The following is a 20,697-nucleotide window of genomic DNA, read 5'->3' on the forward strand; positions in this document are numbered from 1 at the left end:
TGTCGGAGGCGTGGCCGTTCCCCTCTCTTCCCCTACCCCTGGCCTGAAGCTCTGCCTCGTCCTGCTCGGGGCAGGGGTCGCGGCGCGGCTCGCGCTCGCGCTCGGCACGGACATCTACTTCGACGAGGCGTACTACTGGCAGTGGTCGCGGCACCTCGACTGGGGCTACTACGACCACCCGCCGCTCATCGCCTGGCTCATCGCCGCGCTGGGCATCCGCCCCGTGGCGCTGCTGTGCGGCCTGGGCACCGTGGCCGCGGTGTGGGGACTCGCGAGGGATGTCCACGGCAGCCGCGAGGCCGCCTGGCGCGCGGCGGCGCTATGGAGCGTGGTGCCCGCCGCCGTTCTCTGCGGCGTGTGGGCCCTGCCGGACACGCCGCTGCTGCTCTTCTGGACGCTGGCGCTATGGGCGCTGTGGCGCGAGAAGTGGGTGCTGGCGGGCCTGGCCTCGGGGCTGGCGCTGCTGTCGAAGTACCCGGCCGTGCTGCTCGCGCTGGCCTTCCTCGCCACGGCGGTGCGCATGCGGCGGCTGCCCAAGGGCGCGTGGCTGACGGCGCTGCTGGGCGTCCTGCTCTTCCTACCGGTGGTGGTGTGGAACGCCCAGCGGGAGTGGGTGGGCTTCGCCTTCCAGCTCAAGCACGGCTTGGGAGGCACGGGCGGGCTGAAGTCCCTGGGAGAGTTCCTCGGAGGCCAGCTCGCGCTCGGTGGACCCGTGCTGCTGCCGCTGGCGCTGGTGTATGCGGTTCGGGGCCCGCGTGAGCAGTTCCTCCTGCGCGCGGCGGCGGTGGTGCCGCTGCTCTTCTTCGGGTACGCGGCGGTGCGCACGCGCGGCGAGGCCAACTGGCCCGCGGCGGCGTACGTGGCGGCCTGCGTGGGCGTGGCGGGGATGCGGCCCGCCTGGTTCCGGGCAGCGGCCTTCAGCGGATTGGCCGTGGTGCTGGCGGTGGGCTCGCACCTGCTCTTCCCGCTGCTGCGCTTCGAGCGGGACGTGCCGCTCTCGCGCACCCATGGCTGGTCCGCCCTCTCAGCGCTCGCGGATCCGCAGCGGCTCTTCCCCACCTTCGACTCGAGGGACCTCGCCATCGTCTACGCGCCCAACTACCAGCTCGCCTCGCAGGCGGCCCGTTACGCGGGAGTGGTGGTGGACACCGAGGGCCCTGGCCGCATGAGCCAATACGACTTGTGGCCCAAGCCCATCATCATTCCGGGGATGGATGCCCTCTGGTTCTCCGAGGGCCCGCCTCCGCCCGAGGAGCTGGCGTGGCGGTTCAAGGACGTGGAGGGCCCCGTGGAGCTGCCCGTGGACTTCCGAGGCCGGCGGGTCCACACCTTCCGCATCTGGAGACTTCGGGACGCGCTCTCCGAGTGAGTCGCCCTACCCGACCTCGTCGGGGTTCATGACTCGCTCCATTCGGTGACGAGGAAGGTCCCTTCCCGGGTGAGGCGGACGAAGTAGAGCGCGTCGAAGCCCTCGGCGAGGCTCGGCCACCGGAGCACCTTGCGCGTGGCGTAGATCCCCACCTCGGGCACCCGGGCCTTGCCGACGCGTAATGCATTGCGCGCGAGGCAGTCTTCCAGGCGCGACTCGAAGGCGTAGCCCACGACGCGAGCGCCCTTCTCCTTGCCGAGGGCGATGAGCGGCGCACGGCTCTCAGGCGTGGGGTTGGTGTTGTCCACCGCCACCGAGCGGCCCGCCTCCAGCGCCTCGGAAATGTGCCGCTGCTGGCGGGCATCCCGCTTGCGCGCGTGGGGCCACAGGTCCTTGCTCACCAACACGTGCGTATCGGCGAAGCGCTCTCGATAGAAGCTGCTCTTGCCGGAGCCCTGCAGACCGATGAAGAGGACGAGTTCCATGGTTGTTGGATGGCAGGCGCCAGAGCCCTCCTGCTGGGTAGGTAGCACCCCCACCTGCGACTGCCCACATTGCCGCGCCGTTTGAACGCGATCACAGAGGGGATCACGTCCATGAAGCTCTCTCGGCTGGTGCTTCTGACGCTGCTATGGCCTCTGGAGAACGGACACACCCAGGGCGCTTCTCACCCTCCCGACAATCCGAAAGTCATCGAAGCAACACTGGTCCCTCCGAGTCTCCTATCTGACTCTCCCGCCACCTACCCCTCCGACTTGAAGGGCGAGAGCGGTGAAGTCTCCCTGGAGCTGCTGGTGGATGAGACCGGCCAGGTGGCTCAGGTCTCCGTCGTGGACGCGACGAATGAGCGCTTCGCTCAGGCTGCTCGGGAAGCGGCTCGGCACCTGTCCTTCAACCCCGCGACCCAGGGAGGACAACCCGTCGCGGTGCGCCTGCCGTTCGTCTATCGCTTCGAGCCTCCCGCCCCACCTCCAGAGCTCGTGCGACTGAGAGGATCGGTACGGACCCGAGGAACACGTCGGCCCTTGAGTACCGCGGCCCTGTTCGTCGATGGCGGCCCGTCGCCAACCCAGACGGACGCGGAGGGGCTCTTCACGCTGGAGCTCCCTCCGGGAGTACACGCCCTCGAGGTTCGCGCGGCCGGCCACGTGCCCCAGACCTTCCGAGAGACGCTCCAGACAGGGCAGGAGCTGGAAGTCATCTACCGCCTGGAGCCGCTCACGCTGAGCCCCTATGAGACGGTGGTGCGGGACGAACGCGAGCGCACGGAAGTCTCTCGCATCACCCTGCGCGAGCAGGAGCTGCGCGAAGTCCCCGGCACCCAGGGCGATCCCTTTCGCGTGGTGATGTTGATGCCCGGGGTGGGCAGCCTGGCCTCGGGCGCCTCCTATCCGGTGGTGCGCGGCAGTCAGCCCGCGGCGACGGGCTTCTTCCTCGATGGCATTCGCGTCCCCATGCTCTACCACCTGCTGGTGGGGTCCGCCGTGGTGCATCCGGACTTCATCGAGTCGCTCGACTTCCACCCGGGGATGCCCTCCGTCCGGTACGGGCGGCTGCTGGGGGGCGCAGTGGAAGGCCATGTCCGCCGTCCCCGCGAGCAACGGCTGCACGCCACCGCCTACGCGGATCTGATCAACAGCGGCGTCTTCGTCGAGCAACCCTTCCCATCCACCGGCACCAGCGTCAGCGTGGCGGGGCGGATCAGCTACTCGGCGCTGTTGCTCTCGGCGGTCGCCAACACCCTCCAACAACCGGGAGCCGGCCGCGTACGGGCCAACTTCTGGGACTACCAGGCCCGGGTGGAGCAGAAGGTGGGGACAGCCCGCGTACGCCTGTTCGCCCTGGGCAGCTCCGATGGGTTGGGAGTCCGCCCGGATGCGAGCACGCCTTCCAGCGAGGGAGGCGGCCTCGCTACCCGCTTCCATCGGGTGGACCTGCGCGGCCAGTCTCCGCTGGGCGGCGGTGAGGCGGAGCTGGGCCTGACCCTGGGCCTGGACGACATGGGCCTGCTGGGCGAGCAAGGCCCCCAGCGCGTCGGCGAGTTCGCGCTGCGACAGGCGAGTGTCTCGGCCCGGGCCCGGTGGACACGCCAGCTTACCCCCGAGCTGGGCCTCACCCTCGGAGCCGATGCGGAACACCGCCGGGCGGCGCTGAGCATCCTCGGCACCGCGCTGCCGCCGGGCGCCCGGGAGATGGACCCGAGCAATCCGCTCCAGCGTCCCTCGACGATCGCGCTGATGAGCGGCGCCCATGTCGAGTTCCACTGGCGCCCGAGCCCCCGCTGGTCGGTGGTGCCAGGCCTTCGCGCGGACGCCTACCACCTGGTGCCCGGCCTCACCCACTGGGCCGTAGAGCCACGGCTGGCGGTGCGCCACGCGCTCACAGAGGCGCTCACCCTCAAGGCGGGCGCCGGGCTGTTCCATCAGCCGCCCACCGTGCTGCTGCATGTGCCGGTGATGGACACCCTCGCGCTGCGCTACGGACTGCAAGCGGGAGCGCAGGTGGCTGGGGGCGTCGAGTGGAAGGTGTCGGACGTGCTGGAGCTGAGCACGGAGGCGTTCTTCAACCCTCTGTGGCGCACGGTGGAGCTCGACCTGGGTCAGGTGGCGGAGAACTACCGCCGCCGAGGCGTGGGGCTCCCCGACCCGAGCGCCCGAGGCCTGGCCTATGGCTTCGAGCTGATGGCGCGCCGCACGCTGGGTCGCCAGTGGTTCGGCTGGGTCTCCTATAGCTTCCTGCGAAGCCGGCGCTGGGTGCGAATCAACCGCCACGACGACATGAACCGGGTGGTGGACCAGATAGAGGCCAGTGTCCCCTTCGCCTTCGAGCAGGCCCACGTCCTCAACACCGCGCTCAGCTTCCGCTTCGCCAACAACTACACGCTGGGCACGGTGGTGCATTTCAACACGGGCCGTCCGGAGTCAGGGGAGATCACCTCGCGCTCCCACCGTCAGGGCCGGGACGCGCAAGGACAGCCCATCTGGGTTCGAGAGGACCGCGACCGCGTCACCCGTCTGGCCCCCTTCGTCCGCGTCGACCTGCGCGCCGCCAAGAGCTGGACCTTGGAAGACTTCACGCTCGACGCCTACCTGGACGTCCTCAACGTCTCGCTCCAACAGGAAGTCCTCGCCTACGACTATCAGCGGAACGTACTGGCGGATGGCACCACGCAGCTGGAGCGCAAGCCGCTGCGGCTGCCGGTCATCCTTCCCATGCTCGGCGTAAAGGCCTCTTACTAAGGAGAACGCCATGACACCGCTCACGCGTTGCTGGCCCTTGCTGCCTGCCCTTCTGGTCGCCGGATGCGAGCAGTACCCCGAGCAGCCCGTCTTCGTGTACGGGCAGGCGCTGCACGTGGATGGCTCACCGCTGTCCGATGCGTCCCTGCACTTCGATCGCCGGCCAAACCTGGAGGGCCCCAGCGCCGCCGAGGAGGCCCCCTCTCCCTTCATGCCGTACCGGACCGTCTCCACGACGGCCGATGGCACGTTCACGCTGGAGCTGCTGGCGCGCGACGTCGAGGAGCAGGTGTCGACGGACTTCCGCACCTACCGGTTTCGGGTCTGCTCCTCCTCGAATGATGGTCAGCTGGCCCTGGCCTCCTTCACCTTCAGCGCCCAGGACGTGGAACTGCCCGTCCTGAGGCACTGGGATGCGAAGCTCGCCGTGGCCAGCGGCAGCAAGGGCCCGGTGGTCACCTTCGCCCCTCCACCTCCCGCGACTCCCAAGCCGCCCAGCGCGAAGCTCCCTGTCTTGTTCGATTCGACGGGGAACTCCCAACTGACAGAGCCCACCGCGCCCGAGCCTGTCCTACAGCTCCTCAGTAGCGGGGCCGTGCTCTGGCAGGAGCTGGGAGTGCGCGACTCCTGGACACCCTCCCCGTGGCTGCTCGAAGACTTCACCGCCCCCGAGGTGCAGCTGCGCGCCGTCTCCCTGGGGGAGTGGAGATTCGAGCCCCTGTGGGGTGGAACCAGCCAGGTCAACTTCCGGCTGGAGTGGCGCAGCGCACGACTCCCCCTCCCGGGCGGCACGCGCTCCGCCCGCAGCCGTGGCGCCACCTGCCAACAATGGTGGAAGACCGGCCCCTGTCCCTGGACCGATGGCCAGCTCACTCCCACCCGCCTGAACGAAGCGGAGCAGGCGTCCACCGAGCTCGGTCTTCTGCTCTCCACGCCGACCCGGCTCTCACGCGCCGTCATCCGGGGACTTCAGACCGACGGGGCGTCCTCTCCTCAGCAAACACTCATCATCGAGGGCAGCACGAATGGAAGCGCCTGGAGCAGGCTGGCCAGCGTCCCCGTCCCTCGCTCGGGGATTCTGCAGCCCCTGGCCCCCTTCGCCTTCCAGGGCCTGCTGTGGGCCGCGGACAGTCCTGTGGATGGTCCGCTCGTCCTGAACGGAGCGCCGCTCTTCCTCGACGTCCCCCTGTCACCCACCGCGCCGGTACGCCAGGTGCGCCTGTATGTCCTGGACGCGGAGGGCAGGCGCAAGCCGCTGCACTCCCTCGCGGAGCTCTCCCTGTTCGAGTGAGCGCGCTTCACCCTCGGGGCGGAGCAAGCGTCACTCCGAGGAACGACGTGCTGGACGCCCGGCACAGGTGCCCCAACACCTACTGGATTCCATGTTGCCTCACGCGTGCGGAGCGCAAGGAGGCACATATGAAGCAGCGATGGCTGGGAAGTCTCGCGGCAGGAGTCCTGGCGGTGTCTTGCGGTCGAGAGGAGTCCACGGCGCCTCCTGCCGCTGCGTCCTCCCGTGAAGCGCTGAACGCTGACGCGGCCTCCAACGCCTACCGGGAGCTGGGGCGCACCCTCGCCCAATCCCTGCGAGACCCCTCGCTCCGGGCGTTGATCCACCAGGAGATGGCGCGCTCGGACGTGAAGGAGGGCAAGTTGCACCTCCAGAACTTCCTGCGGGGCGCGGGAGCCTCCTTGATGAGAGGCATGGCGCTCGCCACGCGCGGGAGTGAACAAGACCTCTCGCGCCTGCTCCACCAGCTCGGCCCGGCGGAGCTCTACATGCCCGTGGCCGCGCACCGGGAGCGCTGGGATGGCGGACCGGGGCTGATCATCGCCACACAGCGGGAGGAGCACGAGACTCCCCTCGGGGTCGATCTGGAAGGCCGCCCCGTGGCCTTGTCCCTGAAGGCGCCTCCCGAGGTGCCCACGCTCGTCATCGTCCCCGCGGAGAGCTTCGACGAGAACGGCCTGGCCTATGGGTCGCGCTCGGAGGTCACCACTTCGGGCTCCTGGACCGGCATGTGGATCAACTCCCTGCACACGAACGCGGGCCAGTACGAGCCCTGGACCAAGGGCAGCCCGGAGTTCGAGCTCCACGTCGAGCGGGCGAACAGCAACCCCCGTGTCTCCATCGTCTGCGCCGACGAGGACCGCGCCATCGAGCCCTACCGCTGGAACATGGACGGCGACAATTACTCCGCGCCGTTCCTGGCCGCGGAGCAGGCGCAGTTGCCCGTGGGCGCCGGCCACGTCGTCTCCCTCTGGGAGGACGATGACGGCCGCTGCAGCATCCGGGCGGACAAGGACTACGTGAAGCTGACCGTGGACGCCTTCACCAACGCCTATGGCGCCTTCAAGCTCATCCAGAGCAAGGAGTACGAGAACGGGCAGATCATCGTGAAGGTCTACAACGCCTTCATCGCGGCCCGGAGCCTCATCGAGGGCGGCGATGACTACGTGGGCACCTCGGCGGGCGAGGTGAACCTCACCTCCGGGCCCCAGCAGTTCACCTTCATGAGCGAGAACATGAGCCCCTCGGGTTGGGTCATCCTCGAGTGGAAGACGGACACCGCGCACTGAGCGTGTGCGCGGGGCCACGCGGTTCAAGCGTGCCACGGGCATGTCTGGCATAACCTGCCACCATGCCTCGTGACGTCTCCTTCTTCGACCAGCTGGGCCGGCTCATGTCCCTGGAGCGCGACGCCGAGCGCGCCCGCTCCTCCGCGCTGGCCCAGAGCCTCACCCTGAAAGAGCGCGCCGAGCAGGGGCTCTCCGTCCTCGACCTGGAGAGCGTCGAGGAGGAGGTCGGCCTGGGCGGGCGCATCCTCGTCACCCTCGCCCGCGCCGACCGGGCCCCCTTCCCCGTACCCCTCCACAACGGCGACCAGGTGGCGGTGATGCCTCGCCGCGCCGAGGTGAAGGAGCCCTCCCGCGCCCTCATCTCCCGCGCCACCCGGACCCGGCTCCAGCTCGCCTTCGATCGCTCCCCGCCGCCGTTCCTCAATGAGGGCCTGCTGCGCCTGGATGTCGTCCCCAACGACGTGACGTACGAGCGCGTGCGCGCCGGGCTCGAGCGCGTGAAGGCCCTCGACAAGGGCGCCGAGCGCCGCAAGCGCGAGGTGCTGCTCGGCAACGAGCCGCCCCGCTTCGACAAGCCCAAGGAGCTCGAGCCCACCCGCCCGCTCAACCCCGAGCAGGCCGACGCGGTGGCCCGCGCGCTGGCCGCCGAGGACTTCTTCCTCGTCCACGGCCCCCCTGGCACCGGCAAGAGCACCGTGCTTGCGGAGATCGCCGCCCAGGCCGTGGCACGCGGGGAGCGCCTGCTGTGTACCGCCGCCAGCAACGCCGCCGTGGACCACCTGCTGGAGCTGTGTCTGAACCAGGGCCTGCGCGCCATCCGCGTGGGCCACCCGGCGCGCGTGGCCGCTCGGCTGCAACAGCACACGCTGGACATCGTGGTGGAGGAGCACCCCGACCGCATCCTCTCGCGCGACCTCTTCGACGAGGCCTTCGACCTGTTCGGCTACGCGCGGCGCCAGCGCACCCAGGGCCGCAGCCGCGAGCGCTTCTCCAATGCCCGCGCCTCCACCACCGAGGCCAAGGGGCTCATGGACGAGGCGCGCAAGCTGGAGCGCAAGGCCGTGCGCGCCGTGCTCGAGCGCGCCCAGGTGGTCTGCGTCACCCTGGCGAGCCTCGAGTCCGGCGTGCTCCACGGAGAGACGTTCGACCTGGCCCTCCTCGACGAGGCCACCCAGGCCACCGAGCCCCTCACGCTGCTGGGCTTCCTGCGCGCGCCCAAGGTGGTGCTCGCCGGAGACCCCAAGCAGCTGCCGCCCACCATCCTCTCCCAGGAGGCGGCCAAGGCGGGCCTGGCGGTGAGCCTCTTCGAGCGGCTGCTCCAGGACCACGGCGAGGGCGTGAAACGGATGCTGCGCGAGCAGTACCGGATGAACACCCGCATCATGGAGTTCCCCTCGCGGGAGATGTACGGCGGCGAGCTGCGCGCCCACCCCAGCGTGGCCGACCGCACCCTGGCCGAGGTGCTCACCCCCGGCGCGGAGGTGGATGCCCCGCCCGTGCTCTTCCTGGACACCGCGGGCAAGGGCTTCGAGGAGCAGGTGGAGGAGCACTCCCGGAGTCTCTTCAACACCGGCGAGGCGGACCTGATCCTCGCCCGGGTGAAGGCGCTGCTCGCCGCGGGCCTCTCTCCGCGCGAGCTGGCCGTCATCACTCCTTATAGTGCGCAGGCCTTCCACCTGCGCGAGCGCGTGGAGGCGCTCTCTCCCGAGGTGGAGGTGGACACCGTGGACGCCTTCCAGGGCCGCGAGAAGGACGCCATCCTCGTCACCCTCACCCGCTCCAACAGCGAGGGACAGCTCGGCTTCCTCACCGACCTGCGCCGCATGAACGTGGCCCTCACCCGTGCCCGGCGGCACCTCTTCGTCGTCGGCGACTCGGCCACCTTGAGCGGAAACCCCTTCTACTCGCGCTTCATCGAGGGCTCGCAGGCCGACGGCGGCTACCGCTCCGCCTGGGAGTGGCCCGACGCCACCTGACACGGCGTGCCGAACAGGGTAAGCGGGGGCCCAGGAGACCTTGTGCCCCCATCTTTCGAGCCCCTCATCGTCCTCTCCCAAGGTATCGAGCTGCACGTTCGCCAGCGCCACCCGTCCGGCACTCCCGCCGTCCTGTTCCTGCACGGTTGGCTGGACAACTCGCACACCTTCGACTGGGTGCTGGAGCACCTGCCGGACACCTGGCGCATCGTGCTCATCGACTTTCGCGGCATGGGCCGCAGCGCCCATGTGCCCTTCGGCGGCAACTACACCTTCGCCGACTACCTGCTGGACGTGGAGTCCACGCTGGACACGCTCGGCCTGAGCGAGGCGCACCTGGTCGGCCACTCGCTGGGCGGCAATGTCGCCACCGCCTACGCCGCCGCACGCCCCGCGCGGATCAAGAGCGTCACCCTCATCGAGAGCTTGGGGCCCACCGGCGGCTCCCCGGACGGCGCGCTGGATCGCCTGCGCGGCTTCCTCGACGATGCGCAGCGTCCGCCCCGCCGCAAGTCCTACCCCAGCGTGGAGGAGGCCGCGGCACGTCTTCGAGAGAACAACTCCTCCCTCACAGAGGCCGCCTCGCTCCACCTGGCCCGCTACGGCACCGAGCCCGCCGAGGGCGGCTACGTCTTCCGGTTTGATCCGCTGCACCGCCGCCGCTTCGGCCACGGCTTCGATGAGGCCCAGTGGCTGGCCATCCTCTCCGCCATCACCAGCCCGGTGCAGCTGCTCTCCGGCAGCAACGGCCTGACCGCGGACGACGCGCGGGTCCGCGCCCGGCTGGCCGCCATGCGCCCCGCGAAGACCCTCACTCTGTCCGGTGGTCACCATGTCCACATGGAGCAGCCCGAGGCCGTGGCGCGTGCCCTGGAGCACTTCATCCGCTGAGCCGAAACGTTCGGATCACCCCCACGGGTGGGGAAAAGACTTCCTCCCCGCTGGGCAAGATCGTTCCGTCTCGGGCTACCGTGGGTGACAGTTACCCACATCTTCGTCCTCTGATTCCCTGCGATCCCCCCCAGGGCCAGGCGTTGGTACGCCCTTTGATAGGGAACGGGCCGGGAGAGCCCGCGTCGCCTGACGCGGGTACGAACAAGGGCGGGAATGACGATGAGTCAGGGGCGGGTCTGGGGGCGTGTGCTCGGTCTGGCAGTGCTGGCCGCCATGGTGGCGGCCTGTCATGAGCCAGGAAACACCCGTGCGGTGGCCGCGGCCGCGATGGTCGACACCGGGGAGCTCGACTTCGGCGAGGTACCCGTGGGTGAGTGGCGTGAGCGGGAGGTACACATCCGCAACGTCGGCTATGTGCCCTTCTTCGCGCTGGATGCGCTGAGCCTGGGTGACAACCCCTCGTACCAGGTGGAGCTGGTGGAGGGTGAGAGCCGGGTGATGCCGGGCGAGTCCAAGCAGGTGAAGGTGCGCTTCCACCCGCTGCGCGAGGGGCTCATCGAAGAGCAGGTGCGCATGCGCACGGACGCCAACTCCGGCGCCGTGCAGCAGGTGGTGGTGCGGGGCACAGGCGCGCCGACGCCGGTGGGCATCTACCCGCCGGTGCTGGACTTCGAGACGCTGGAGGTGGAGAGCGATCGCACGCTGACGCTCACCATCACCAACCCGGTGGACCTGCCCCTCACGGTGGCGGTGGGCGGCGATCAGGCCGAGCCCTTCACCACGGACGTCGTCACCGTTCCGCCCTTCAGCACCCAGCAGGTGAATACGAAGTACCTGCCGAAGGACCTGGGGCGCATGGGGGCGCGCGTGGAGGTGCGCTCCTGCCAGGACTGCACCCCGTCCACGGCGGAGCTGGCGGGTAACTCGGTGGCGAGCGCCTTCGTGTTCGAGCCGACGCCGGTGCCCTTCGAGCCCATCCCCGTCCACGAGAAGAGCGCCACGCAGGCGTGGGCGCGCAACATCACCTGGCGGCCGGTGACCATCGCCAACCTCATCACCTCGGATCCCCAGTCGTTCTACAGCCTCAACAGCGTGGACGGGCGGACCGTGGGGCCGGGCGAGGCGGTGGAGCTGGACCTGGAGTTCGCAGCGCGCCAGGCGGACCGCACCACCGCGCAGCTGACGCTGAACTACGCCTCGGACCGGACGCGCCAGTCGGAGGTCATGCTGGACGCGCGGGGCGGTCAGCCCACGCTCGCGGTGACGCCCCTGTCGCTGGACTTCGGCGAGGTGCCCGTGGGCGGCAAGCTGGCCAAGGTCATCCGCATCTCCAACGCCGGCACCACCGGGCAGCTGCACCTGCTGGGCTTGCGCGCCGACGGAGCCCAGGACCAGTTCGCCGTGAACGTGCCCACCCGAGGCACGCAGACCTATCCGTGGACGAGCGGCACCTGGCCCCAGCTCGAAGCGGGCAGCATCGCCATCGCTCCGGGCGGGGACTCGCTCGAGCTGACGATCTACTTCGAGCCCAAGGCGGAGGGCAGCCACCAGGTCCAGCTCCGGCTGCGCTCGGATGCGCCGTTCTCCGCGGAGCGCACCATCCTCCTCACCGGCCGGGCGCGCGCCAGCGGTCCCTGCGTCTACGAGCTGCGGCCGCAGCCGGCGCTGGACTTCGGCAACGTGGCGCCGGGCCGGGGCGCGGTGCTGGGCTTCTACATGCGCAACCCGGGGCGCGCCGAGTGCGCCGTGAAGGACATCCACATCTCCAATGACGCGGGCGGGGCCTTCTTCATGCCCGGTGGCCGCATCACCGGCGGCGTGCTGCCCTACGACACGGCCTTCAGCGCCATGGTGGCCTTCCGCCCGCCGACCGCGGGTACCTACGCGGGCGAGCTGAAGCTCACGGTGAACAACCCGGACAACCCCACGGTGACGCTGCCGCTCACGGGCGTGTCCCAGGCGAGCTGCCTCGTCGCCGCGCCCTCCTTCGTGGACTTCGGCGCCATCCGGTACGACTGCGCCGCCACGCCGCGCCGCACGCTCATCTCCAACCAGTGCCCGCACCCGGTCACCGTGACCCAGGCGAGCATCGGCGCGGGCACGAGCAACCAGTTCACGCTGACCCGACCGCTGGACCAGCCGCGCACGCTGGCGCCCGGCGAGGGCTTCGAGCTGGAGCTGACCTACGCGCGTGACGTGCTCGGCCAGCACTTCAGCCCGCTGTTCGTGAAGGCCGACACCGAGCCCACGCCGCTGCTGGTGCCCCTGCTGGCGGAGACCAACCACGAGGGCATCCAGCTCGACAACTTCACCCAGGGCACCGACAGCCAGCTCGACGTGCTCTTCGTCATCTCCAACACCACCACCATGAACACCTACCAGCAGCGGCTGCGCTCGGCGATTCCCGGCTGGCTGGAGCACGCCCGGACCGAGGGCGTGGACGTCCGCGTGGGTGTCACCAGCACGGCCCTCAGTCCGCGCGCGGTGGAGGGGTGTGACGCGCAGAACGGGGATGCCGGGCGCCTGCTGCCCTTGGATGGCAGCCGCCAGCGCGTGGTGAGCGGCACCACGGCCGACGCGGCCCAGACGCTCCAGTCCAATGTGGAGGTGGGCCTGTGCCACAACCTGGTGCAGGGCCTGGAGACGACCCGGCAGGCGCTCTCCTCGCCCCTGGTGGACAGCCAGGACGACCCGCGCACCCCGCAGCCCAACGACGGCAACCTGGGCCTGGTCCGCACTCCGGCGCGCCTGGCGGTGGTGGTGGTGGCCGACGAGGACGACAACTCGGGCTTCCCCGCCGACAGCTACACCCAGTTCCTCCAGGCCATGAAGGGGCCCGGCATGTCCCACCGCACCCAGCTCTACGCCCTGGTGCCTACCGACAACCGGTGCGCCACGGCCGGCACGGGGACGCGCTTCTCGGAGGTGGCCCGGGCCACGGGCGGCGCGGTGGACTCGGTGTGCCGCGGCGACTACCGGCCCTTCCTGGACCAGCTGATCCGCCGCGCGGGGGAGCCGCAGGCCGACTTCCCCCTCACCGCCACGCCCTCCACCAGCTCGGAGATGTCGGTGCGTGTCCAGGGACGCACGGTGGATCCTTCCCTCTGGCGGTACGACGCTTCGCGTAACGCCATCCTCTTCCAGGCCAACGCGGTGCCCGCCACGGGCCAGAACATCCAGATCCGCTACCGCAGCGTCTGTGGCAACCCGCCTGCCCCCTGAGGGGCGGAGGCCCAGGGCTGGAAATCCCGTCAGACGGGCTTCCGCCCCTGGGCCTCACGCGGCTATCGTCCGGGGGACGTGGAGACCTTCGGGCGTTATGAGCTGCTGAAGAAGCTCGCTGCAGGCGGGATGGGCCAGGTCTATCTCGCCCGGCAGAAGGGGCCCGTGGGCTTCCAGAAGCTGCTGGTCGTCAAGCGGCTGCTGCCCCACCTGTCCGAGGATGATGAGTTCATCCAGATGTTCCTGGACGAGGCGCGCATCGCCGCGCTCCTCAACCACCCGAACATCGCCCAGATCTACGACCTGGGAGAGGTGGACGGCACCTACTACATCGCCATGGAGTACGTACACGGCGAGGCGATCGCCGACGTGAACAAGCGGGCCATCCAACGCAAGGGGGCGATGCCGCTGGCGTTCAAGTGCCGCGTCATCGCCGACGCCGCCGCCGGGCTGGACGCCGCGCACCACGCGCGCAGCCCCTCCGGGCGCAAGCTGGCGCTGATCCACCGGGACGTGTCTCCGCAGAACGTGCTGGTGGGCTTCAACGGCAGCGTGAAAATTATCGACTTCGGCGTGGCCAAGGCCGCCAACAAGTTCAGCCAGACGACGGTGGGCCAGATCAAGGGCAAGCACGCGTACATGTCCCCGGAGCAGGCCAAGGGCGAGCCCCTGGACCACCGCTCGGACGTGTTCGGCCTGGGCACGGTGTTCTACGAGCTGCTGACCAACACGCGCCTCTTCAAGCGCGAGACGGAGCTGGCCACGCTCAAGGCGGTGGTGGCCGCCAAGGTGACTCCGCCCTCCGAGGTGGTGCAGAGCATCCCCAAGGCGATGGACGCGGTGATTCTCAAGGCGCTGGCGAAGAACCGGGACGAGCGCTTCGCCACCGCGGGCGACCTGCAGCTGGCCATCGAGGACTTCCTCTTCAAGCAGCAGCTGCCCGGCACCACGGCGCACCTGGCGGCCTTCATGCGCGAGCTGTACGCCGAGGAGCTGGAGGAGGAGTTCTCCAACGAGCCCACGGTCATCGCGTACGACCCGCGCCACATGAGCCGCCCCGGCAAGACGAAGGAGCCGCCTCCGCTGCTGGACGACCTGCCGCCGACGGCGCTGGTGCCCGCGCAAAAGCAGCAGACGCTCCCGCCCGCCGCCCCGAAGGTGGCCGGGGTGATTCCCAAGGCGCCCAAGGTCGCCCCCTCCTCGGACTCCTCCAAGGACACCAGCGGGTCTCGGAAGAGCTCCCGGAGCGGCAAGGGCGAAAAGTAGCCCCACCCGCGAGCGCGACTCAGGCCGCCAGCAACCGGGGCGCCTGCGTCGAGGCTTCCTCCTCCGCGAGCGCGAAGAAGGCGATGGCCTGCCGGAGCGACTCCGCCTGCTGGGCCAGCTCCTCGGCCGTGGCCGCCAGCTCCTCGGCGCCCGCGGAGTTGCGCTGGGTGACCGTGTCCACGCTCGTCATCGCCCGGGTGATGTACTCCACGCTCCCCTTCTGCTCCCGCGAGGAGGTGCTCACCTGCTGGACCAGCTCGACGGTCCGCCGGATGGAGGGCAGCAGCGCCGTGAGGGCCTTCCCGGACCGCTCCGCCACCCGCATGCTCACTCCGGCCTCCGAGACGATCTCCCGGGCCGCGCCCCGGGCACGCTCGGAGAGCTTGCGCACCTCCCCGGCCACGACCGCGAACCCCCGGCCCTGCTCCCCCGCCCGGGCCGCCTCGATGGAGGCGTTCAGGGAGAGCAGGTTCGTCTGGTAGGCCAGCTCCTCGATGATGGCGATGCGCTCGACGATGCGCTGCATGGCCGAGACCGTCTCCTGCACCGCCCGGCCGCCCTCCTCCACCTCGCGCGCGGTCCTCAGCGCGACCTCCTCGGTCTGCTGGCTGAGGTCCGCGTTGCGCAGCAAGGTGGCGCTCATCTCCTGGAGGTAGGCGCTCGTCTCCTCCACCGAGGCGGCCTGCTCGCTGGTGCCTTGCGAGAGCGCCTGCGAGGCGAAGGAGACCTGCTCGCTGCCCGTCGAGAGGGTATTGGCTCCCGCGCGCACCTCGGCGAGCACACCCGACAGGCGCTCGGACATCTCCCGCATGGCGCGCTGCAACTGGCCGGTCTCATCGCCATGGGTGACGAGGATGCGCTCGCGCAGGTTGCCGGCGGCGATCTGCCGGGCGTGTCCCACCACGCGCGCGATGGGGACCGTCACGCCTCGGGTGGTGACCAGCGCCACCAGGACCGCCACCAGCACGGCGAAGCCTATGACGCCGAGGATGGTGCCCCGTGCCTCGGCGTGCAGCGCCTCGCTCTCCGCGGCGGTGGCCTTCATCCTGTCGTGCTCGAAGGCGATGAGCTCCTTCCAGGCAAGCCGGTACTCCGAAAGGCGCGGCAGCGTCTCCCGGGTCAGCAGGGCCATGGCCTCGGCGACGTTGCCCTGGGCCAGGAGGGCCCCCACCTGCTGCCGGCTCTCCAGGTACGGCGTGCGCCGCGCCGCGACGATGGCGAACAGGGCACGCTCCTGCTCGGAGACCATCCGCGCCTCGAGCTCCGTCAGCATCTCGGCGAACCGCTTGCTGTTCTCGCTCATGCGCTCGCGCAGGGCGCGCATGTCCTCCGCGCCGCTGCCGAGCGGCCCCATCATGGCCAGCTGGAGCAGGAGCCGCGCGTTCTCATCGTGGACGTGGATGGCCTCGTTGACGAGCTCGATGGTCCGGTAGCGCTCGGCGACGAGCGCTCCCAGCGCGGTGTTGAGCCGGGCGAGCCCATCGAGCGAGTAGAGCCCGAGGCCCGCCAGCATGGCGACGAGCATCGCGAACGCCAGGCCCAGCCTGGCGCCGATGGGACGGTGGGACAGGAACGCTGGGGGAGAGGGAGAGACCGTGTTCATGCGCGAGCCACCGTCCGCGCTTGCAGCGCCGAGCTGGCGCCCAGCCGCGTACGCATCGACTCTACGGCAACGGCGCGCGGGCTGGGAGCAAACGGCCCGCCCTTCCCGTGAGCGGCGGGCTCCCGGGAGGGCTTAGAGGCTGGCCAGCGCCACGCGGTAGAGGGCGCGGTAGCCCATGCGCGGCGCGGGCTCGAAGCGATCGGCGCTGAACACGTCCTTGAGCAGCGCCTGCCCCTCGGGCGAGGACTCCAGCTCGAGGAACGTGGACTCCAGCACCTTGGCCACTGGCGGCGCCACGTTCATCGACACCGGCACGCCGTCGTTGGGGGCCTCCTCGGTGTAGGCGATGAGATCGAACTTGTCGCCCGCTCCCTTGCCCAACACCTTCTCCACGCCCGCGGTGTAGGTGAGGCCCGTGGAGGCCGGAGGGCAGAACACGCCCGCCACGTCCGCCGTGCCATCGAGCACCGCCTCCAGCGCGCCCCGGTACGAGCCGGTGAAGTGCTGGGCGGTGAAGGCGCGCGGGGGCTCCACGCCCTGGGCCTTCAGGTACGCCACGGGCAGCAGGTAGCCCGCCACGGCGTCCCGGTCCACCCAGGCGGCGGTGACGCCCTTGAGGCGCTCCAGCGTCAGCCCCTTGCCGGAGCGGCACACCAGCGCGGCCCGGTAGGAGGACATGCCCAGGCGCACGCCGCGTACCAGCACCCGCACGCCCATGGCCTCGGTGCGCGCGCACACGAAGGGAGGCGCCCAGGCCGCGTCCGCCTTGCCGGACAGCAGCTCCTTGGCGAGCACCTCGTAGCTGGAGGCCACGGACACCTCCACGGGCTTGCCCAGCGCGTTCTGCAGGAAGGCGCCGAGCTGCTCGGCGCGCTCCCGCGCACGCTCACTGCCCAGCGAGGGCGGCAGGGCGAAGCGGAAGACCGCGCGCGTCGGGTTGGGGGAGTTCACGGACATAGCGCCCGCCTAGGCTCCCGCGCCCCGATCGAGGCGCGACACCTCGTCGTCCGCCAGGCCGAAAGTCGCCTGCAACAGGTCCAGGATGCGCTGCTCGGCGACGCTCGCCTGGCCAGAGGCATGGGCAATCTTGGTGGCCAGCCGGTAGGCCTTCACCCGGTGCGCGTGCGTGGTCAGCCCGTGCGCCAGCACCTGGAGCCGCTGCGGCAGCCCCTCGGTCGCCAGCGCCGCCACCGACTCGCTCACGAAGCTCTGGGCCCGCTCCGGGCTCACGTTCTCGAAGAGCGGGTCGGCCGCGAAGCTCTCCACCAGCGCCCGCGCCTCGGCCTCCTTCAGCTTGCCGTCCGCCGCGCTCACCAGCACCATCACCTCGGCGTACAGGCGCTCCAGCGGCTCGCCCAGCGCCTCGGACAGGCTGCCGCCCATCTCGATGATGTCGATGATCTGCGCCACCTCGTCCTCGGAGATGCCGAGCGCGGCCTGGATCGTCTTGAGCAGCCCCAGCTCCGCGCGCGTGGCGCGCTGGTCCGCGAAGGCCACCGCCGCCGCCAGCCCGAAGGCCAACATGCGGTTCTTGTGGTTGGGCAGCCGCGTGCGCAGCGAGGAGAGGATCTCCTGGAGGTTCTTCGCCTCGGACAGGTGCCGGGCGCAGGACTCCACCAGGGCGTTGAGCTCGTCGGGCTTGGTGCCCTCGAACTCCGGGCGCTCGATGACACGGCGCAAGAGCGTCTGCATCTCCAGCTCGGACACGGAGCCGTCGGCCATGGCGGCCAGGAGCATCGTCTCCACCAGTGCGGCGTTGCGCTGCTTGCGGGCGTTTACTGCCTGCTCTCGAGCCATGCGCGTGCGCTCCCTTCAGGGGGTTGAGGGGTGGGGGTTGCGGCCTCTTCCTTCGCATCCGGAGACAAGAAGTCGAAGAGATTTCGATCCAGCAGGTGGCTGGGCCTCACGTTGCCCATGGCCGACAGCAGGCTCTGGCGCACGTTCGGAATTTCCTTGCCCAGGTCCTCCACCAGCTTCTGCATGCGCTTGCGCTGCAGGTTCTCCTGCGAGCCGCACAAGTCGCAGGGGATGATGGGGAACTGCTTGAGCTCGGCGAACTGGGCGATGTCCTTCTCCGGCGCGTAGCACAGCGGCCGGATGACGGTGTTGCGCCCATCGTCGCTGCGCAACAGCGGCGGCATCGCCTTGATGGAGCCGGCGAAGAAGAGGTTGAGCAGCAGGGTGTGGATGAGGTCGTCGCGGTGGTGGCCCAGGGCAATCTTGGTGCAGCCCAGCTCCACCGCGGCCGTATAGAGGATGCCCCGGCGCATGCGCGAGCAGACCGCGCACTGCGTCTTCCCCGGCGGCGTCTTCTCCAGGACGATGCTGTAGGTGTCCTCCTTCAGCATCTTGTAGGCGTAGCCCTCCTTCTGGAAGTAGCCCTCCAGCTTGTCGGCGGGGAAGCCGGGGTGACCCTGGTCCAGGTTCACCGCCAGCAGCTCGAAGCGCACCGGGGCACGCCGCTGCAGCTCCCGCAGCAGGTGCAGCATGGTGTAGGAGTCCTTGCCACCTGACACCCCGACCATGATGCGGTCGCCCTCCTGGATGAGCCCGTAGTCCGCGATGGCCCTCCCCATATGACCAAGCAGGTTTTTTTCCAGCCGTTGGATGTCGCTCATGGCGTGCCCATCCTACCGACGGCCGGGGAAAAAACACGTCACACGTAACCTCCCTGGTCCGCTAGCTTGCCTGACCCGATGCCGACCTTTCCCCAGGGTGCCGTGGATGTGGTGGATGCCCCAGGCGCCCAGGCCGCCGCCCGGACGCTGGAGGCGACCCGTGAAGTGGCCGTGGACCTGGAGGCGGATGCCATGCACGCCTTCCGGGCGCGGCTGTGCTTCCTCCAGCTGGGCACCGACTCGGAAGTGTTCCTCTTCGACACCCTGGCCCCCGGGGTGGACGCTCGCCTGCTCGCTCCCTTGATGGTCGACCCGGAGCGGACCAAGTACTTCCACGCCGCCCAGGGAGACCTTCAGTACCTGGCGGAGGCGGGGGTGCGGGTGCAGGGCCTCTTCGACACCCACCGGGCGGCGACGCTGCTCGGCTGGCCCAAGGTGGGCCTGGCGGACATCGCCCGGGAGCGTCTGGGGGTGGAGCTGCCCAAGGAGCACCAGCAGTCGGACTTCTCGCTGCGCCCGCTGCCCCCAGGCATGCGCGACTACATCGCCAATGACGTGCGCTACCTCTGCGAGCTGGGGCGGCAGGTGCGCGAGGAGTGCCGCAAGGCCGACATCCTCGAGGAGGTGCTGCTGGACTGCGCGCGCATGTGCGAGGAGGCCGCTGTCCGGCCGGACGTGGGCGCGGACTTCAAGCCCAAGCTGCCGCGCTCGGGCCTCTCGCCGGCGCAGGTGACGCTGGCGACGGCGGTGGCGCACGCGCTGCACCGCAAGCGCCTGGAGTGGGCCGAGAAGGCCAATGTGCCCATGGGGCGGATGTTGTCGGCCATGGCCATCGCGGACATCGCGGTGAAGCTGCCCACCAACCCCAAGGAGCTGGCGCGCGCCGCGGGTGTGCGGGGCTCCTTCGTGCGGGAGCACGGCGACGAGGTGCTCGCCATCGTCCGCGAGTGGGTGGAGAAGGGCCGCCGGGGCGAGCTGAAGCCCGAGCGCGAGTCCAAGGACGGGCGGGACCCCAACCGGCGCAAGCGCGAGGAGGCGCTGAAGACGTTCCGCTCGGCGAAGGCGGCCGAGCGCAAGGTGACGCCCTCGGTGGTGCTGACCAACCCGCTCATGGACGCGCTGGCCTCCACACCGCCGCGCACCCTGGAGGAGTTCTCCCAGGTGCCCTGGTTCGGAGAGAAGCGGGTGCGCCTCTATGGGGCGGAGCTCCTGACGCTGCTCGCGCAGTACCCTGTAAGCGTTTGAGGGTCCGCATCCCTCGCGGGCCCCGCGCGGGGATTTCTGATCGATATCTCACGGGATGCGCGCGTCATTGCCCGAGGGCCCTTCCGCCCTCCGCAATGCGGAATACCCTGTGACGTACCCAGTTCGAGCACGCGCTGATCGGCCCGCCCGTTTTGCCGGAGTTCCTCGAAGAGCGGTCCAGGGGGTTCGGTGTGAGCCTGCGCGTACTCTTCAACCACGGGTGGGACGAGGGTCGACGCGTCGGACATGTGCGGGCGCCTGACAGGGGCCGGAGGCAGTTGCGATGGGGGACACCGTGCATAGCTTTGGGTCCGCTGTGGAGGTGGCCGGCATGATGGGTGTGAGAACGGGCGTGGCGAGGTCGGACATTTCTCAGTGCATCACCGCCAGCCTGAAGTGCCAGGCCGCGTGTGAAGCAGGAATGACGCGGCTGGTATCCGAGGGGCACGCGGCTGACAGCGACAACGTCCGGTTGCTGCGGCAGTGTGCGGAGCTGTGCGAGCTGAACGCCCGCGCGCTTCAGAAGGACAGCAGCCTGGCGCGGCGCACGGCGAGCATCTGCTTCGAGCTGAGCAGCCAGGTGGCGCGCGTGGCGTGGCTGGACTCGAACGCGACGAGCGCGGCGCTGGCGCGCGATGCGCTGATCCTGGCGCGGGCCTGCAAGCTGCTGCTGTTCGCGAACTGA

At 69.9% G+C, this 20,697-nt stretch carries 15 protein-coding genes; 10 read left to right on the forward strand and 5 right to left on the reverse strand.

All coding sequences use genetic code 11. From position 1 onward, the window contains the following. The first annotated feature begins 10 nt into the window (after nucleotides 1-10). Nucleotides 11-1,369, forward strand: a complete 1,359-nt coding sequence (locus SYV04_RS36775) for an ArnT family glycosyltransferase (protein WP_321550714.1) — start codon at nucleotides 11-13, stop codon at nucleotides 1,367-1,369. A gap of 26 nt (nucleotides 1,370-1,395) precedes the next feature. Here the strand turns inward: SYV04_RS36775 and SYV04_RS36780 are convergent, their stop codons facing one another. Then, nucleotides 1,396-1,854 (reverse strand): ATP-binding protein, encoded by a 459-nt coding sequence (locus tag SYV04_RS36780; RefSeq protein WP_321550715.1) that lies wholly within the window; start codon nucleotides 1,852-1,854, stop codon nucleotides 1,396-1,398. A gap of 111 nt (nucleotides 1,855-1,965) precedes the next feature. On the opposite strand from SYV04_RS36780, the gene SYV04_RS36785 reads away from it, so the two are divergent. The 7 genes from SYV04_RS36785 (at nucleotide 1,966) to SYV04_RS36815 (ending at nucleotide 14,546) form a co-directional block, all read left to right on the forward strand. Continuing rightward, nucleotides 1,966-4,608 carry a TonB family protein gene (locus tag SYV04_RS36785; RefSeq protein ID WP_321550716.1) on the forward strand — a complete coding sequence of 881 codons (2,643 nt, stop codon included), beginning with the start codon at nucleotides 1,966-1,968 and terminating at the stop codon, nucleotides 4,606-4,608. Nucleotides 4,609-4,618: 10 nt separating this feature from the next. Then, a complete protein-coding gene (locus SYV04_RS36790) occupies nucleotides 4,619-5,899 on the forward strand; it encodes a hypothetical protein (protein ID WP_321550717.1) in 1,281 nt (426 codons plus the stop codon). A 128-nt stretch (nucleotides 5,900-6,027) separates the two neighbouring features. Beyond that, the gene (locus SYV04_RS36795; RefSeq protein WP_321550718.1) at nucleotides 6,028-7,188 is read left to right on the forward strand and encodes a hypothetical protein; all 1,161 of its coding nucleotides are present in this window, start codon (nucleotides 6,028-6,030) and stop codon (nucleotides 7,186-7,188) included. A 62-nt stretch (nucleotides 7,189-7,250) separates the two neighbouring features. After that, on the forward strand, nucleotides 7,251-9,164 hold the full coding sequence (locus tag SYV04_RS36800; RefSeq protein ID WP_321550719.1) for an AAA domain-containing protein: 1,914 nt from the start codon (nucleotides 7,251-7,253) through the stop codon (nucleotides 9,162-9,164). A 42-nt stretch (nucleotides 9,165-9,206) separates the two neighbouring features. Continuing rightward, a complete protein-coding gene (locus tag SYV04_RS36805; RefSeq protein WP_321550720.1) occupies nucleotides 9,207-10,055 on the forward strand; it encodes an alpha/beta fold hydrolase in 849 nt (282 codons plus the stop codon). Nucleotides 10,056-10,277: 222 nt separating this feature from the next. Then, on the forward strand, nucleotides 10,278-13,280 hold the full coding sequence (locus tag SYV04_RS36810) for a choice-of-anchor D domain-containing protein (protein WP_321550822.1): 3,003 nt from the start codon (nucleotides 10,278-10,280) through the stop codon (nucleotides 13,278-13,280). Nucleotides 13,281-13,409: 129 nt separating this feature from the next. Further along, nucleotides 13,410-14,546 carry a serine/threonine protein kinase gene (locus tag SYV04_RS36815; RefSeq protein ID WP_422724011.1) on the forward strand — a complete coding sequence of 379 codons (1,137 nt, stop codon included), beginning with the start codon at nucleotides 13,410-13,412 and terminating at the stop codon, nucleotides 14,544-14,546. Between the two features lie 19 nt (nucleotides 14,547-14,565). Here SYV04_RS36815 and SYV04_RS36820 read toward each other — a convergent pair whose 3' ends face one another. From SYV04_RS36820 to ttcA, 4 genes are all read right to left on the reverse strand, one after another. Beyond that, on the reverse strand, nucleotides 14,566-16,149 hold the full coding sequence (locus SYV04_RS36820; protein ID WP_321550722.1) for a methyl-accepting chemotaxis protein: 1,584 nt from the start codon (nucleotides 16,147-16,149) through the stop codon (nucleotides 14,566-14,568). A 132-nt stretch (nucleotides 16,150-16,281) separates the two neighbouring features. Beyond that, nucleotides 16,282-17,106, reverse strand: a complete 825-nt coding sequence (locus SYV04_RS36825; protein WP_321550723.1) for a phosphate/phosphite/phosphonate ABC transporter substrate-binding protein — start codon at nucleotides 17,104-17,106, stop codon at nucleotides 16,282-16,284. 9 nt (nucleotides 17,107-17,115) lie between these two features. Then, nucleotides 17,116-17,946: a tellurite resistance TerB family protein gene (locus tag SYV04_RS36830; RefSeq protein ID WP_321550724.1), complete on the reverse strand. Its 831-nt coding sequence runs from the start codon at nucleotides 17,944-17,946 to the stop codon at nucleotides 17,116-17,118. Continuing rightward, nucleotides 17,925-18,767, reverse strand: a complete 843-nt coding sequence (gene ttcA / locus SYV04_RS36835; protein WP_321550725.1) for a tRNA 2-thiocytidine(32) synthetase TtcA — start codon at nucleotides 18,765-18,767, stop codon at nucleotides 17,925-17,927. Before ttcA ends, SYV04_RS36830 begins: the two co-directional genes overlap by 22 nt. 78 nt (nucleotides 18,768-18,845) lie before the next feature. Between ttcA and SYV04_RS36840 the strand changes: the two genes are divergently transcribed. Both SYV04_RS36840 and SYV04_RS36845 read left to right on the forward strand, forming a co-directional pair. Next, the gene (locus tag SYV04_RS36840; RefSeq protein WP_321550726.1) at nucleotides 18,846-20,012 is read left to right on the forward strand and encodes a ribonuclease D; all 1,167 of its coding nucleotides are present in this window, start codon (nucleotides 18,846-18,848) and stop codon (nucleotides 20,010-20,012) included. A gap of 331 nt (nucleotides 20,013-20,343) precedes the next feature. Beyond that, nucleotides 20,344-20,697, forward strand: a complete 354-nt coding sequence (locus SYV04_RS36845) for a four-helix bundle copper-binding protein (protein ID WP_321550727.1) — start codon at nucleotides 20,344-20,346, stop codon at nucleotides 20,695-20,697.

The sequence above is a fragment of the Hyalangium ruber genome (assembly GCF_034259325.1).
Classification (GTDB): Bacteria; Myxococcota; Myxococcia; order Myxococcales; family Myxococcaceae; genus Hyalangium_A; species Hyalangium_A rubrum.